The following is a 15,553-nucleotide window of genomic DNA, read 5'->3' on the forward strand; positions in this document are numbered from 1 at the left end:
CTGCGTATACCGCGCGGGTCGTGTCGAGGTCGCGGGGGTTCGGGCCCGGCGCCGACCCCGTCGCGCGTCGCCCTCAGGCGCCCGGCGGAATCGCGTAGGTGCCGGTGGCGTGGCAGACCAGGGGGGCACCGTCCGGGCCGGTGATATGGACTTCGCCGACGGCGAGGCGGCGGCCGAGCTTGAGCAGGCGGGCGGTGCCGAGGAGCCCGGTGGGGCCGGGCTTGCGCAAAAAATTGAAGCTGAGGCTGGTGGTGACGGCGAGCGCCACGGGGCCGAGGCTGGCCAGGATCGCCGCGTAGAGGGCGTAGTCGGCCAGCGCCATCATGGAGGGGCCGGAGACCGTGCCGCCGGGGCGCAGGTGACGGTCGTGGTGGTCCATCCGCATCCGGGCGAGGCCGGGGCCGACTTCCACGAGGTGGTAGGTCCGGCCCCCGGCCTCCATCTGCGGGAAGGCCGATTCGAGGAAGGCTACGGTCTCTTCCAGGGACAGGGCCTGGGGCAGGGTCTCGGACATTGACGGACACTCCGGTTCATCGGGCGGCGACCGACCCGATGACGCGGGTTCCTCCCGCGACGACTGGACAACGCTTCGCGCGTCTGGGGCGAGTCCCCGCGAAGCCTTGCAGCACGCCCCCGCTTGCCCGACAAGATCGGGGATGCCCCAGTCCCACGATGCCTACGACCCCGCCCTGATCCGCCGGGTCCTCGCCGAGACCCGGACCATCGCCCTGGTCGGCGCCTCGGCCAACCCGGCCCGGCCGAGCCACCACGTCATGGCCTTCCTGCTGGAGCGCGGCTACCGCGTGATCCCGGTCAATCCCGGGCTTAAGGGACAGGTGCTCCAGGGCCAGCCCGTGATCGCCCGCCTCGCCGACCTGCCCGAGCCCGTCGACATGATCGAGATTTTTCGGAGCTCCGACGCCGCCGGCGGCGTGGTGGACGAGGCCCTCGCCCTCCCCCAGCCGCCGCGCTTCATCTGGATGCAGATCGGGGTGCGGGATCTTTCCGCCGCCTCGCGGGCTGAGGCGGCGGGGTGTGTTGTGGTGATGGATCGGTGTCCGAAGATTGAGATTTTCAGGAAATAGTGTCTTTTGCCCCGATTTTCTAAACAATTCTGGTAAACTTATAATAAGCTTTTAAAATTTGAGTCAATGACCGCGCAATAATTACTAAATCGTTGTTTCTTTATTAGTTGACAAAATAAGACATGCAAATTCATAATGAATGAATTGATGTTTTTGCTTATTATATTTTAGATAATCTAAGAATAGTTATAGTAAATTATCACTAAATCATTTTCAGGAAAATGTGCTATTGTGAATGGGATGAGTATAAAAATATTCAAATTAGATCCCCGAATTGCCAAACAATGTGGTAGGAACTCGGTCAAACAGGAAAATCTGGGAAGAAGAAATTTTTTCTCAAGGTGGCTACTTAAGACAAAATGCAATCGTGAGACTCTTGTTAACGCAATAACGGTGAGAAATTTTATTAAAATGGCTGAAAAGAGCATCTCATTTAGGTCTCATCTCCAGTCAAATACTACAGATCTGCTTGATTCCACAAGTATACCTTGTACTTACACTGTAAGACTTGTGATAAGTCTTGTGTCTCGATTGGCGGCCTACACTGAAGAAGGCGTTCCTCTTGCTCCTTCAGTATTTATTTGTAATTCGGTATCTCAGCTTGTCCAGATTGCTGGTGCAGGTGAACATGTTGCATTATCCAATTACATTGAGACAGCAGATGCTGCAGCAAAAATTCTGAAAGCAGCCGCACCGCTTTGTTCATCTAATTGGCGTATCTATGTTGAGAGAAGTGCAGATGGAAGGACATGCAAATTTGGAGTTTTTTGTGGTTCCAATGATCCATCATCATTAACAGTGGAAGAGCTTGCATTGAGTGAATTGGATCCAAATTTTCCGATTGTTCGAATCTCTCAAAGCATTACGAACAAAGTCGAAGTTAGTACGAGCGCAGGAAGCACCATCGAATTTCGATTCAATGATGATGCGGATGTGCCAGACCTCAATAATAAACTGAAGATACGAAATCTTGCAATTTCTACATGTCGTTCGCTCAGCCCGGTGGATCCCGCTTTTCAAGGCTTCATGGAGCGTGTGCTGACCGCAGCTATCCGCGCTTCGCATGGAACTTTAATAGCAGTTGTGTCAGATGGAGGCTTGAAGATCCCACCGCGTCTGTCAGATGCCGTTGCACTTGCCGAGCCACTTGATCTTTATCTACGATACCGTCTTCATCATGAAGAAAGCAAAACGGCTGTATCGGTTAGTAGGCTTCAATCTGCAGCAGAGTTGCTGTCTGGTTTTATAAATAGTGATGGTATAACTGTCGTTAATTCTACAGGAAAAATACTTGGTTATCGGGCTTTTATTAAAAGTGGCGAGCCAAACGCGCCCTCGGATGGCGGTGCCCGAACAAGAGCTTTTGTTGCTTTAAGTGAGTTGATCGGGAACGGACTGGACGCGGCCTTTTTCCGTTCACAGGATGGACGTATGGAACTCAGCGGCGCGAACGAGGGGGCTCTCCATGCCTAATGCATTGACAGTATGGGCCGAACCGACTGGAACCGTTGTTCCCGGATCGGTGTCAAATGCCCCGGATATTGTAAGAGTCGCGACAGGGCTTACCGTCCGAGATCATAAGCAAATTGTAAGTGCGTTTGAAGCCGAATCCTATGAAATGGTAGCTGGATTTGTGCTTAATAAAGCACTGTCACAGTTGAAAAAGCAGCTATCAACGCTCGGAATGGAATTCGTTGGTGAGATGCTTGGTAGACAGGACTTAAATGACGACTCTATTCCTACGGTAAGTATTTCAAACTATGAAGCGATCCGATTAGCCAAAGAACTTGGTGTAATCAATTCCACTGACGCAAAACGTCTTACTCAGCATTCGGATTTGTTAGCTCACTTCGATAATCTAGATTCTCATGAGGCCGAAGCGTCTGAGATGACGCGTGAAGAAGCTATAGGTTTTCTTCGAACGTGCGTAAATTCTGTGCTTGGCCGCACAGACAACGTTGCGCCAACTGATTTCGTAAAATTTCGCTCTGCACTTGAAAGTCGCACTTTCAAATCAACAGACTCTGATATTGTGTCTTTGGGGGTGACTCCGTATTTCTTTAAGAGAACAATTTTAAGTGTATTGCTCGCCGGAATTAAATCCAGGAGTGGAGCTCAATATGAGCATACCCTGGGAAATATTGTTGCCATCGTCCCGGCTTTGTGGGGGTCTCTTCGAGATAAGGAAAAATGGTCAGTCGGCCAAGCTTACGCTGAAGCTGTCAACTCAGGAGAGTCAACCGCGGTAATTGCCTTGAAAAAGGCTCTGATGTCGGTTCAGGGCTTTGACTACGTACCTGAGACGCTCCGTTCACAGACTTTTTCGGCAGCAGCTTCTGCAGTAATTAACGTCCATACCGCAGGCAATAACTTTTATAATGAGCCGGCGGCTATTTCAGCGCTTGTAAAACTTGGCTCGACAATACCTTGGCCGGCATTCCCGATCTGCATGTCATCTATATTCGCTGTATATCTTGGAAACATGTATGGTCATACGTGGAACGCACAAGAGGATATTGGTTCACTTCTGCAAAGGCTTTCAAGTAATCAGTGGGAATACTATTTCAATGAGTGTCTTCCGAATGATCATCTAGTGTTGCAGAAATTATCATGGTACGAAAAACCGCTTGATCGTTGGATTGGTATGTTTGCACAATTTGATCTTTCGAAATTGTCGATCAAGAACAAAGATACCAAGAATATCGTAGCATTTTCTTTGGCTGGAAACCGTTCTGCATTGAAGTTAAGAGCAACATCGTTGCTAAATAATTCGCAGAACTAGGTGGGTAAAATTATATAGATTGGATACCGAACAGTAATTTGGAAAATTTTACTATGGCGAAATAAGAAAGTCGTCGATCTTGATATATTTTTCTAGATTTTTTACAGCTTTGCACATAGCGCGGGCTTTAAGATGCATGCAGAAATCGCGCTATCAAATAGTCGCTTGCCGCGTCTCCTTCATCAACGCCACGGCCAGAAAACTAATTCCAGCCGCCACGGCCAGATACAACCCCACCCAACCCACACCACCCCACTCGCTCAGCCGCTGCGCCAGGTACGGCGCAGCGGAGGCGCCCAAAATCCCCGCGAGGTTGTAGGTCACGCTCGCGCCGGTGTAGCGCACGCGGGTCGGGAAGAGCTCGGGCAGCAGCGCGCCCATGGGGCCGAAAAGCCAGCCCATGGCGAAGAGGCCCAGGCACAGGAAGCCGAGGACGAGGCCGCCCTGGCCGCTGCCCAGCATCGGGCCCATCAGCAGGCCGAGGCTGGCGGTGAAGACGAGGCCGGAGAGGAGGACGGGGCGGCGGCCGTACCGGTCGGCGGCCCAGCCCGAGAGGGGGATGCCGAGGCCCATGAACAGCACGGCCACGCACTCGAAGAGCAGGAAGGTGGGCCGGGTGAAGCCGAGCGTCGAGACGCCGTAGCTCAGGGCGAAGACGGTGGAGAGGTAGAACACCGCGTAGCAGGCCACCATGGCGAAGGTGCCGAGCAGGGTCGCCCGAATGTACTTCGTGAAGATCACCGCCAGCGGCACCTTTTCCGGCGCGGCCTTTTCCAGGGCGGCCTTGAAGACCGGGGTCTCGGTGAGCTTGAGGCGGACATAGAGCCCGACGCCCACAAGGACGGCGCTCGCCAGGAACGGGATGCGCCAGCCCCAGGCCTGGAAGTCGGCGGGGCTCAGCGCCAAGGCGAGGCCGAGGAAGCCGAGATTGGCGGTGATGAAGCCCACCGGCGCCCCGAGCTGCGGGAAGATGCCGTAGAGGGCGCGCCGGCCCGGGGGCGCGTTCTCCACCGCCAGCAGGGCCGCCCCGCCCCATTCGCCGCCGAAGCCCACGCCCTGGCCGAAGCGCAGGACGCAGAGGGCGAGCGGCGCCCACCAGCCGGCGGTGGAATAGGAGGGCAGGCAGCCGATCAGCACCGTCGACAGGCCCATGATCATCAGGGAGGCCACGAGGGTGGCCTTGCGCCCGACCCGGTCGCCGAAATGGCCGAAGAAGGCCGCGCCCAGGGGGCGGGCGATGAAGGCGATGGAGAAGGTGGCGAAGGCCGCCAGCGTCTGCACCGCCGGATCGCCGGGCGGGAAGAAGATCGGCCCGATCACCAGGGCGGCGGCGGTGGCGTAGACGTAGAAGTCGTAGAACTCGATCGCGGTGCCGACGAAGCTGGCGATAAGGATGCGCGCGGCCGGCACGACCTCGGCGGGTGTCGTCGGGCGGGTCGCGGCGGGGCGAAGGGCTGTCTGGCTCATGGCCGGGGCCTTAGCGCAGGCGCGACCGGCAGGATAGCGCTGGTTCGGAGTCGGGCGGAGCGTTGGCGCGCATTGCCGTCTCCCCTCTGCGGGAGAAGGTGGCCCGCGAAGCGGGTCGGATGAGGGGTGCGCCTTATCCGGAGAGTTCGCTCCCCCTCTCCCGCCTGCTCCGCAGGCACCCTCCCCGCGGAGGGGGGAGGGTCATCGCGCGCCTTGACCCCCTTCCCCGTCCGGCATAAAGAACCAGCGTTCGTTTCAGCGGATGACGCCCCCTTCCGTCGGTCGCGGCCGAGGCGTAGAGGGTGGGCGTGTGCGGGCCGGCGGGCCCGGGAGGTTTTTGCGATGACCGATCGTCTGCCCGGCTTCAACACGCGGGCCATCCATGCCGGCGCCCTGCCCGACCCGACCACGGGAGCCCGCGCCACGCCGATCTACCAGACCGCCTCGTTCGTGTTCGACGATGCCGAGCACGCCGCCTCGCTGTTCGGGCTCGAGGCCTTCGGCAACATCTACTCGCGCATCACCAACCCCACCAACGCGGTGCTGGAGGAGCGCGTCGCGGCCCTGGAGGGCGGCACCGCCGCCGTGGCGGTGGCCTCGGGCCACGCCGCCGAGTTCCTGGTGATGCACGCGCTGATGCAGCCGGGCGACGAGTTCATCGCGGCCGACCGGCTCTACGGCGGCTCGATCAACCAGTTCAACCACTCCTACAAGAACTTCGGCTGGAACGTGGTCTGGGCCGAGACCGACGACCCGTCCTCCTTCGAGCGCGCGATCACCCCGCGCACCAAGGCGATCTTCTGCGAGTCGATCGCCAATCCGGGCGGGGTCATCACCGACATCGCGGCGCTCTCGGAGATCGCCAAGCGCCACAACATCCCGCTCATCGTCGACAACACGATGGCGAGCCCCTACCTGATCCGCCCCTTCGAGCACGGGGCCGACATCGTCGTGCATTCGGCGACGAAGTTCCTGGGCGGCCACGGCAATTCCATCGGCGGCCTCGTGGTCGACGGCGGCACCTTCCCGTGGGTGGGCGACGCGCGCTTCCCCATGCTGTCGGCCCCGCGCCCGGAATATGCCGGCAAGGTGCTGGCCGAGACCTTCGGCAACTTCGCCTTCGCCATCGCGGTGCGGGTACTGGGCCTGCGCGACCTCGGGCCGGCGCTCTCGCCCTTCAACGCCTTCCTGCTCCTCTCGGGCATCGAGACCCTTCCCCTGCGCATGCAGCGCCATTGCGACAATGCGCTCGCCGTGGCGACCTTCCTGCAGGGCCACCCGGCGGTGTCCTGGGTCAGCTATCCGGGCCTGGAGACCGACCGCTACCACGCGCTCGCCCGGCGCTACACGCCGCACGGGGCCGGGGCGGTCTTCACCCTCGGCCTGAAGGGCGGCTACGAGGCCGGCGTCAAGCTCGTCTCCGGCCTGAGCCTGTTCTCGCATCTGGCCAATATCGGCGACACCCGCTCGCTCATCATCCACCCCGCCTCCACCACCCACCGCCAGCTCACCGACCCGCAGCGGATCGCCGCCGGGGCCGGGCCGGAGGTGGTGCGGCTCTCGGTCGGCCTCGAGGATCCACAGGATCTGATCGCCGACCTCGACGCCGCGCTGAACGCCTGAGCGGGGCGGTGTTAACGGTCTCTTTACCATGTTGGGCCGAGGCTCGCGGCGCGATCACCGGAGGTGGCGATGTCGGCCTTGGCTTCGATGGACTGGGCATTCGTGGAACAGATCAGCGACGCGGCGGCGTTCCTGGCCATCCTGGCGACCCTCGTGGGGCTGGCGATCGCCTTCGCCCCGGAGTTGCCCGGGCGCCGCGTCACCGCTCCGGTGAAACGGATGCGCGACACCGGCCGTTGTTGACGACACCCTTGGCGGGGCCTAGGCCCCCGTCTCACCCCTGTCGCGAGATCGTCCGGCCGCCGATGACGCAGAACCCGCCAGAGAGGCAAGCCTCGACAGAGACGCAAGATCCGACGGATCTGCCTGTCGTTCTCCTCGTCGAAGACGACGGCCTGCTTCTCATGGAAGCCGCCGACACGCTCGCGGATGCCGGCTTCGAGGTTCTGGAGGCGAGCCACGCCGACAACGCCCTCTCGGTGCTGGAGAGCCGCGGCGACGTCGACGTGCTGATGACCGACGTGGACATGCCGCGCGGCTCCATGGACGGCTTCGCCCTGGCCCGCCTCGTGGCGCATCGCTGGCCCTCCATCCCCGTCCTCGTCGTCTCCGGCATGGGCACCCCCGGCCCGCACGACATGCCCGACGGGGCGCGCTTCATCCCGAAGCCCTACGAGCCCTCGACCCTGGTCCGGACCCTGCGCGCCTTCACCCACCGCGCCGCCTGACCGCTCACCGCGACCTCTTCACAGACGGGAGGCCCCGATGGCCACCGAGACCCAGACCCATCGCTTCGCGACCCAGGCGATCCATGCCGGCGCCGCCCCCGACCCGGCCACCGGCGCCCGGGCCCAGCCGATCTACTTCACCAACGGCTTCGTCTTCGAGGACACCCAGCAGGCGGCGGACATCTTCGCCATGCGCCGCACCGGGTTCTCCTACTCGCGCGGCTCCAACCCGACGGTGGCCGCCCTGGAGCGCCGCGTCGCCGCGCTGGAAGGCGCCAAGGCCGCCGTCGCGGTGGCCTCGGGCCAGTCGGCCGTGCTGATGGTGCTCATGACCCTGATGAAGAGCGGCGAGGCCTACGTCGCCTCCTCACGCCTCTTCGGCGGCTCGCTGGGCCTGATGAACCGCCTCGACGGGCGCTACGACCTCAAGCCCCAGTTCACCAAGGGCCTGACCCCGGCCGATTTCGAGGCCGCGATCACCCCGGAGACCCGGGCGATCATCTGCGAGTCGATCGTCAACCCCTGCGCCACCGTGATGGATCTGGCCGGCATCGCCGCGGTGGCGCGCCGCCACGGCCTGCCGCTCGTGGTCGACAACACGCTGGCCTCCCCGGCCCTGATCCGGCCGATCGAGCACGGGGCCGACATCGTCATCCACTCGACCTCGAAGTTCCTCGGCGGCTCCGGCCAGACCATCGGCGGCGTGATCTGCGACGCCGGGCGCTTCGACTGGGCGGCGATCCCCGGCCGCTACAACCTGATGAGCGAGCCCTGGGCCGACTATGACGGCCTCGTGCTCACCGAGCGCTTCCCGGACTTCGCCTTCGCCTCGGCCTGCCGCGTCTTCGGCATGCGCGAGCTCGGACCCGGCCTGTCGCCCATGAACGCCTTCCTGACGCTCACCGGCATCGAGACCCTGCCCCTGCGGATGGAGCGGCACTGTTCGAACGCGAAGGCGGTGGCGGCCTTCCTCAAGGACCACCCGGCGGTGGCCTGGGTGAGCTACCCCGCCCTGCCCGGCCAGGAGGGCGAGGCGATGGCCGCCCGCTACGTGCCGCAGGGCCCGGGCTCGATCTTCACCGTGGCGCTGAAGGGCGGCGAGCCGGCGGCGGTCCAATTCATCATGGGCCTCAAGCTGATCTCGCACCTCGTGAACATCGGCGAGATCAAGTCCCTGGCGATCCACCCGGCGACCACCACCCACCGCCAGCTCAGCCCCGCCGACAAGGCCGCCGCCAAGGTCGGCCCCGAGACGGTGCGCCTCTCCATCGGCTTGGAGAGCGTCGAGGACCTCATCGCCGACGTCGAGCAGGCCCTGGCGCAGATCGGCTAAGGGCCGCGCGCCCGACGGGACGGCTCAGGTCAAGCCGACGCCGATGACTCCGCTTTCCATCAGGGAGAAGCGGATGCCGGACCGGCGCAGGGCGTCCACGGCCCTGTGGCGGGAGCGCTGCGCGATCGCCCCGACGTTCTCCTCCATGCGCTTGACGGTCGAGAGCGAGAGGCCGGCGGCCCGGGCGAGGTCCGTCATCGACCAGTCCAGCAGGGCCCGGGCGGCGCGCAGGTGGCGCCCGTCGATCGCCTGCTCGAGGCCTTCGCGGAACTGGTCGCTGACCGGCGACGTCATCGAGCCCATCGGCCGGGTGATGCCGGCCCATTCCCGGATCTCTCCGCCCGCATCGCGGATCGGGACGAGAAAGCTCTCGAATTGGGCGCGGCCGTGGCGGGCGATCCGCATCAGGGGGGTCATCCGGTAGGCCTTCGCGGCCTCCAGCGCCACTCCGTTCTCCGCCCGCGCGCGCGGGCGCTCCTCGGCCACGATGGTCACGAAAACATCGGCCGCAATCTCGTCTAACGGAAGTCCGGTCAGCTCGGAGGTTTCCGCCTGCGCGGAAAACCGATTGGTCCAATCGTTGAAGAAGCACAGGATCCGCTTCTCCTCGAACAGCACGCGTCGGCGCCGCTGCTCGACCGTGCGCGCTCGCTGCAGCATATTCTGGTCCGTCACGTCGAGCACGACACCGGCCGCCCCGCGGGGGCGCCCGTCCGGCGTGAGATAGATCTCGCACCGGACCGACAGCACGCGGATCGCGCCGTCCGGGCGGAGCAGGCGGACGGTCTTCTGGCCGAACGTCACGCCCTGGTTCAGGTCGGCGCGGGTCTCCACCCGCTCCCGGTCCTGGGGATGGATCAGTCCGAGGAGACGCTCGTAGCCCGGCCGTGTGGTCTGGGGATCGAGGCCGAGCACGCGGAACAGGCCCGGCGACCAGGCGTGATGGTTGTCCGCGAAGCCCCAACTCCAGGTCCCGGTGACACCCTGGCTCTCGATGAGGTCCAAAAAATACGGGGACGCGAATTCGAGACTTTCCAGATTCATCCGTATGACGCCGGCACCCAACACCAAAAGCCGCCTCGTCCTTATAGTATCCGCTCGGCATATGGCGAAATCGAGGGATGAAAAACTTAGAGTTCAGCATTCGATCCGTGTTTGATAACCTAAGGTATGTTTCTCGATGTGCTGGCAATTCGCCGCGATAGTGCGGCGCTCGTCGCGGGCCGGGCCGGACGCCGTCGGGGACTTGACCTCCGATGTCGTGGAGGCCCCGGGCTCAGCGAGGGCCGGCCTCGCCCCTCGGCCGGCGGACCGGCGCGCATCCGATCCGTCCGATCCCTCCGGGATGGGGGATCCGGGCCTTGCGCGAGCGCCGCGCCGACGTGGCGAACCAGGCACCGCTCCGGGTGCGCGAAGCCCGATCAGCGCAGGCCGACGCCGATGATCCCACCCTCCATCAGGGAGAAGCGGATGCCGAAGCCGCGCAGGGTGTCCACGGCCCTGTGGCGGGAGCGCTGCGCGATCGCCGCGACGTTCTCCTCCATGCGCTTGACGGTGGAGAGCGAGAGACCGGCGGCCCGGGCGAGGTCCGTCATCGACCAGTCCAGCAGGGCCCGGGCGGCGCGCAGGTGGCGCCCGTCGATCGCCTGCTCCAGGCCTTCGCGGAACGGGTCGCTGGCCAGGGGGCTGTGCGATCCGATCGGACGGGTCAGGCTGCTCCAGTCCACCACCACGCCGGCCGCGTCGCGGAGCGGAACGGTGAACACCTCGAAGCGCTCACGATTGCCGCCGGCAATATGGAGCAGCGGCGTCAGCCGATGGGCGAGCCCATCTGACTGGGCTGCGATGCTCACGTCACGCCAGTGCTCCCGCTCCTCGCCCAGGATCGTCCGGAAGGCATCGGCTGCGATCTCGTCCGGCGAAAGGCCGGTCAATTCGAAGGCCTCCTGGGGGAAGGTGAATCGGCGCTCCGGATCGCTGGAGAAGGCCAGCGTCCGCGTCTGCTGGAACAGGGCTCGCCGGCGCCGCTGCTCGGCCTGGCGGGCCTGCTGCAGCCGCTCCTGATCCGTCACGTCGAGCACGACCCCGGCCGCCCCGCGGGGACGTCCGTCCGGCGTGAGATAGATCTCGCTCCGGGCCGACAGCACGCGGATCGCGCCGTCCGGGCGGAGCAGGCGGACGCTCTGCTGGCCGAGCGTCACGCCCCGGATCAGGTCGGCGCCGGTCTCCACCCTCTCCCGGTCCTGCGGATGGATCAGGCCGTGCAGACGGTCGTAGCCCGGCCGGGTGGTCTGCGGGTCGAGGCCGAGCACGCGGAACAGGCCCGTCGACCAGACATGGTGGTTGTCGGCGAAGCGCCAGCCCCAGGTCCCGGCGACGCACTGGCTCTCGATCAGGTTCAGAAAATAGGGGGACGCGAAATCGAGGCTTTCCAAATTCATTCGTGAGGTGCCGAGCAAAAATAATAAGAACGTCTCCAAGGTATAGTATCAGGGTAGCGTGGCGTGCAATGGAGGCCCAGAAAACCTAGAGTATGAGATGCGGCGGGGTTCTCGGAAACCTCAGGTATATTTTGTGGGGTGCCGATGATCCGCCGCAACATTGCGGTGCGCGAAGGGTGGCGGGCCGGCGACGGAAGCGACGGTCGTCGTGGACCCGACGCGGTTCCCGCCTCTCCTGCGCGACGGCCGACCCCTCCGCCGCGCCGGGCGGCCCCTGGGACGGTGCGCCGCGCGATCGGCCTGGAGACCGTCGAGGCCCCCATCGCCGACGTCGCGCAGGCCTTGGCCCGGCTCGGGGCCGCGCCCCTCCCCTCGGCCGGCGGCACGGCTCAGGTCAGGCCGACGCCGATGACCCCGCCCTCCATCAGGGAGAAGCGGATGCCGGACCGGCGCAGGGCGTCCACGGCCTTGTGGCGGGACCGCTCCGCGATCGCCCCGATGTCCTCCTCCATGCGCTTGACGGTGGAGAGCGAGAGGCCGGCGGCCCGGGCGAGGTCGGTCATCGACCAGTCCAGCAGGGCGCGGGCGGCGCGCAGGTGGCGCCTGTCGATCGCCTGCTCCAGGCCTTCGCGGAACGGGTCGCTGGCCAGGGGGCTGTGCGATCCGATCGGGCGCGTCAGGTTGCTCCACTCCACCACCACGCCGTCCGTGTCGCGAAGCGGAACGGAGAACACCTCGAAGGGCCCGCGATCGCCGCCGGCGAGGTGCAGGACGGGTCTCGTCACGTGCGCCCGCCCCGAAAGCTGTCCCTCGATGCTGGCTTCGCGCCAGTGCTCGCGCTCTTCATGGACCACACACAGGAAGCCATCGGCCGAGATGTCCGCGAGCGAGAGGCCCGTCAGATCGCTGGCCTCCTGGGGCATGGAGAACGCGTAGTCCGGATCGTTGGAGAACAGGAACGCCCGCCCCTGCTGGAACAGGGCGCGCCGACGCCGCAAATCGGCCTGGCGCGCCTGCTGCAGCCGCTCCTGATCCGTCACGTCGAGTACGATCCCGGCCGCGCCGCGGGGGCGTCCGTCCGCCGCCAGATAGATCTCGGTCCGGGCCGACAGCACGCGGACCGCGCCGTCCGGGCGAAGCAGGCGGACGGTCTTCTGGCCGAACGTCACGCCTTGGATCAGGTCGAGGCCGCTCTCCACCCGTTCCCGGTCCTGCGGATGGAGCAGGCCGAGCAGACGGTCGTAGCCCGGCCGGGTGCTCTGCGGATCGAGGCCCAGCACGCGGAACAGGCCCGGTGACCAGACATGATCGTTGTCGGCGAAGCGCCAGCCCCAGGTCCCGGTGGCGCCCTGGCTCTCGATCAGGTTCAGCAAATGCTGGGACGCGAATCCAAGGCTTTCAACATTCATCTGTGTCGTGCCGGGCAACACCAACGACGGACATGGCCGATGTATAGTTTCCATCCGGCGTCGTGCGCAATACAAAGCAAGACATGCAGAAGTCTTTATTTATTTGTTCGCAGGTGTAACCTTCGGCGGCCTTAGGCCGAGCGCCGAAGATCCGCAGCGACGCGGCAGCGCTGACGGCGTGGTGGGCCGGTGGCAGGGGGGACGCGCGTCGTCAGCCGAAGCGGTGCCCGTCGCTCCTGCGCATCGGCCGACACGCCTGCCCGGAGCGCACGAGCCGGAGGCGTGGTGCCGGAGCCCGGCCCGAAATTCTGTCTTGTCGTTTGTCGTTTCGGGATCACCCGCTTCCGCTGATCCCTGACAAACTCTAGGCCGCGGCGGAGAGGGTCGGCGGGCCCGCGGCCTCGATGCGGTTGCGGCCGAGTCCCTTGGCCCGATACAGGGCCGCATCGGCGCTGGCCAGCATCGTGGTGAGGTCGCCGCGATCCGGCGCCGCAAGACCGATGCTGACGGTCGCCGGAATCCCGGGGCCTTCCGCCCGCGTGGCCGCGGCGGCGAAGCGGCTGGCGATGGTGGCGCCGCGGCTCAGGGCCTGAAGCCGGTCGCAGTCGGGCAGGAGCGCGGCGAACTCCTCGCCACCCAGGCGAACCAGAAGCGCGTCGGGGCCCGCGCCCGCGCGGGCGGTTTCGGCGAACAGCTTCAGGATCGCATCGCCCGCCGGATGGCCGTAGCGGTCGTTGATCGCCTTGAAGTGGTCGAGGTCGAAGGCGAGGAGCGCGACGGGGCGGCCCTGCTGCTCCCGCAGGATCCGGCCCCCCTGCTCGAAGAAGGCGTGGCGGTTCGCCAGCCCCGTGAGCTGGTCCGTGTGCGACAGGCGCAGGAGGTGCTGCTTCTCCTCCTCGCGGACGAGGGCGAGGAACGACATCGGCATCGCCACCGAATACAGGACGGCCTCGACCATCGTCGCCTTGGCCACGACGACGAGCATGTCCGGGCCGTACCACTGGACGAGGACGGGGGCGACGAAGGCGCGGCCGAGGTAGAACCCGGCGTGGACGGCCGAGATCGCGACTGCCACCGGCCGGGATCGCAATCCCCGGGCCGTGCGGCTGCGCAGGAGGATCCACGCCGTCAGGCCGCAGGCCAGCGCGATGGGCAGGGCCGAGACGTGGTTCCAGAAGGCGGTCGGGAACTGCGTCCCGGCGAGCGCCCACAGAACCGCGAGGCCGGCCAGCGCGGCGAGGGAGGCGCGGAGGTGCCGCCGCCCGTCGAGGCTCGCCGCGGCGTTCAGGACCAGGAGGTAGCCCGACACCATCAGGAGGTTGGTCGCTGCCATGCCGAGGGCGACGGGTACGCGGCCGCGGTTCATCGCCACGACGCAGCCCAAAACGAAGGCCACCAGACCGGCAGCCAGCACGGCGAGCCCCCGCGCCCGCGCCGGGTGGGCCTGCCGCTCCCAGAGCAGAAGCGACGTCGACACCAGCAGCGTCCCAATCGTCAGGTACCAGAGGGTTTGGAGATCGATCTGCATCGCTTTGCCTGTCTCGCGGCAAAGCTTACCGGCTCGGTTACGCCAGGTCCCTTACGGTTCCACGCGAATCGTCGACATGGTTCCCCCAACGTTAAGGGCGCGCCGGTGCGCGCGCCGGGTCAGGTCGATGCGACCTCCCGATGCCCGATGCCGATGACGCCGCCGTCCAGGCGCGAGAACCGGATCCCCGCCTTGCGCAGCGTCTCGACCGCCTTGTGCCGGGACTGCTGGGCGGTGTTGTCGAGATGCTCCTCCATGCGCTTCACCGTCGACAGGGAAAGGCCGGCGGCCTTCGCAAGATCGGTCATCGACCAGTCCAGCAGGGCGCGGGCGGCGCGCAGGTGACGCCCGTCGATTCCCCCGTCGAGGGCCTCGTCGAGAGCCTCGTCGAACGGCGGGCCGGGCGGGTGCGCGTCCGCCTCAAGCGAGCGAGTGAGGCCAGCCCAGTCCTCCGCCCCGCCGCCCGAATCCACCGGGACCGGCGCTTCGGTGAATGGGAGGGCGGCATCGCCGAAGAGGCTCGGCGTGCCCTCGTCTCCGAACAGGACCCGGCTGCGGCGCTGGTCGACCAAGCGCGCCTGCCGGAGGCTCTCGTGGTCCGTCACGTCCAGGACGACGCCCGCGGCCCCGCGCGGTCGCCCGTCCGGGTCGAAATAGATCTCGTTTCGCACCGACAGGACCCGCATCGCGCCATCCGGCCGGCGAAACCGCACCGTCTGGCTGCCGAGGGCGGTACCCTGGATCAGGTCGGCCCCGGTCGCCAGTTTCGCGCGATCCTCCGTGAGGACCAGTCCGACCAGCAGCTCGTAGCTCGGCCGCGTGGTCCGAGGGTCGAGGCCCAGGAGATGGTACAGGCCGGACGACCAGACCTGTTGGTTGTCGGCAAACTGCCAACCCCAGGTGCCGGTGAGCCCATGGCTTTCGATCAGGTTTAAAAACTGGGCTGGAGAAAACTTGAGATTGTCGACCTGCATGTCGTCACGGCCTGCTGCACCTTCTCAAATGATAGTGTCATCAATCGAGCAAGTCCGCAAATCAGACTAGCCAACCGGATAAGCTGCCGTTGGTGGACAAAATTAGTTCTTTATGACCCATTTCGGCGGTTATTCTTGGTCAGCTTCCCGTTCCGACACGCCGGACACCGATGTCATCGGACG

14 protein-coding genes are annotated in these 15,553 nt (G+C 64.6%); 7 read left to right on the forward strand and 7 right to left on the reverse strand.

Annotation, left to right across the window (positions count from 1 at the left end):
- Nucleotides 1-73: 73 nt before the first annotated feature.
- Nucleotides 74-514: a PaaI family thioesterase gene (locus tag ASG51_RS10365; RefSeq protein ID WP_056380631.1), complete on the reverse strand. Its 441-nt coding sequence runs from the start codon at nucleotides 512-514 to the stop codon at nucleotides 74-76.
- Nucleotides 515-656: 142 nt separating this feature from the next.
- Between ASG51_RS10365 and ASG51_RS10370 the strand changes: the two genes are divergently transcribed.
- The 3 genes from ASG51_RS10370 to ASG51_RS24050 all read left to right on the forward strand — a co-directional run bounded on the left by ASG51_RS10370 (nucleotide 657) and on the right by ASG51_RS24050 (nucleotide 3,867).
- Nucleotides 657-1,085, forward strand: coding sequence for a CoA-binding protein (locus ASG51_RS10370; protein WP_056380634.1), 429 nt, complete (start codon nucleotides 657-659; stop codon nucleotides 1,083-1,085).
- Between the two features lie 411 nt (nucleotides 1,086-1,496).
- Nucleotides 1,497-2,558, forward strand: coding sequence for a hypothetical protein (locus tag ASG51_RS24045; protein ID WP_210168760.1), 1,062 nt, complete (start codon nucleotides 1,497-1,499; stop codon nucleotides 2,556-2,558).
- Nucleotides 2,551-3,867, forward strand: a complete 1,317-nt coding sequence (locus ASG51_RS24050; RefSeq protein ID WP_156389652.1) for a hypothetical protein — start codon at nucleotides 2,551-2,553, stop codon at nucleotides 3,865-3,867. Before ASG51_RS24045 ends, ASG51_RS24050 begins: the two co-directional genes overlap by 8 nt.
- Before the next feature lie 153 nt (nucleotides 3,868-4,020).
- On the opposite strand, the gene ASG51_RS10375 is transcribed toward ASG51_RS24050, so the two are convergent.
- Nucleotides 4,021-5,334, reverse strand: coding sequence for an MFS transporter (locus ASG51_RS10375; protein WP_244480112.1), 1,314 nt, complete (start codon nucleotides 5,332-5,334; stop codon nucleotides 4,021-4,023).
- A gap of 342 nt (nucleotides 5,335-5,676) precedes the next feature.
- On the opposite strand from ASG51_RS10375, the gene ASG51_RS10380 reads away from it, so the two are divergent.
- The 4 genes from ASG51_RS10380 (at nucleotide 5,677) to ASG51_RS10390 (ending at nucleotide 9,018) form a co-directional block, all read left to right on the forward strand.
- On the forward strand, nucleotides 5,677-6,957 hold the full coding sequence (locus tag ASG51_RS10380) for an O-acetylhomoserine aminocarboxypropyltransferase (protein WP_056351268.1): 1,281 nt from the start codon (nucleotides 5,677-5,679) through the stop codon (nucleotides 6,955-6,957).
- Between the two features lie 69 nt (nucleotides 6,958-7,026).
- Nucleotides 7,027-7,200: a hypothetical protein gene (locus ASG51_RS24055; RefSeq protein ID WP_156389653.1), complete on the forward strand. Its 174-nt coding sequence runs from the start codon at nucleotides 7,027-7,029 to the stop codon at nucleotides 7,198-7,200.
- Nucleotides 7,201-7,262: 62 nt separating this feature from the next.
- Nucleotides 7,263-7,685 (forward strand): response regulator, encoded by a 423-nt coding sequence (locus ASG51_RS10385; RefSeq protein ID WP_056222496.1) that lies wholly within the window; start codon nucleotides 7,263-7,265, stop codon nucleotides 7,683-7,685.
- Between the two features lie 37 nt (nucleotides 7,686-7,722).
- The gene (locus ASG51_RS10390; RefSeq protein WP_056380637.1) at nucleotides 7,723-9,018 is read left to right on the forward strand and encodes an aminotransferase class I/II-fold pyridoxal phosphate-dependent enzyme; all 1,296 of its coding nucleotides are present in this window, start codon (nucleotides 7,723-7,725) and stop codon (nucleotides 9,016-9,018) included.
- Between the two features lie 24 nt (nucleotides 9,019-9,042).
- On the opposite strand, the gene ASG51_RS10395 is transcribed toward ASG51_RS10390, so the two are convergent.
- The 5 genes from ASG51_RS10395 to ASG51_RS10415 all read right to left on the reverse strand — a co-directional run bounded on the left by ASG51_RS10395 (nucleotide 9,043) and on the right by ASG51_RS10415 (nucleotide 15,370).
- Nucleotides 9,043-10,062, reverse strand: coding sequence for a PAS domain-containing protein (locus ASG51_RS10395; RefSeq protein ID WP_082513958.1), 1,020 nt, complete (start codon nucleotides 10,060-10,062; stop codon nucleotides 9,043-9,045).
- Between the two features lie 377 nt (nucleotides 10,063-10,439).
- Nucleotides 10,440-11,453 (reverse strand): PAS domain-containing protein, encoded by a 1,014-nt coding sequence (locus tag ASG51_RS10400; RefSeq protein WP_210168761.1) that lies wholly within the window; start codon nucleotides 11,451-11,453, stop codon nucleotides 10,440-10,442.
- Between the two features lie 395 nt (nucleotides 11,454-11,848).
- Nucleotides 11,849-12,868 carry a PAS domain-containing protein gene (locus ASG51_RS10405; RefSeq protein ID WP_162245240.1) on the reverse strand — a complete coding sequence of 340 codons (1,020 nt, stop codon included), beginning with the start codon at nucleotides 12,866-12,868 and terminating at the stop codon, nucleotides 11,849-11,851.
- 364 nt (nucleotides 12,869-13,232) lie between these two features.
- Complete coding sequence (locus ASG51_RS10410) at nucleotides 13,233-14,396, reverse strand: GGDEF domain-containing protein (protein WP_056380645.1); 1,164 nt, start codon at nucleotides 14,394-14,396, stop codon at nucleotides 13,233-13,235.
- A 119-nt stretch (nucleotides 14,397-14,515) separates the two neighbouring features.
- Entirely contained in the window at nucleotides 14,516-15,370 is an 855-nt protein-coding gene (locus ASG51_RS10415; protein WP_056380646.1) for a PAS domain-containing protein, read from the reverse strand.
- Nucleotides 15,371-15,553 lie beyond the last annotated feature (183 nt).

The sequence above is a fragment of the Methylobacterium sp. Leaf465 genome, from assembly GCF_001424705.1.
Taxonomy (GTDB): Bacteria; Pseudomonadota; Alphaproteobacteria; order Rhizobiales; family Beijerinckiaceae; genus Methylobacterium.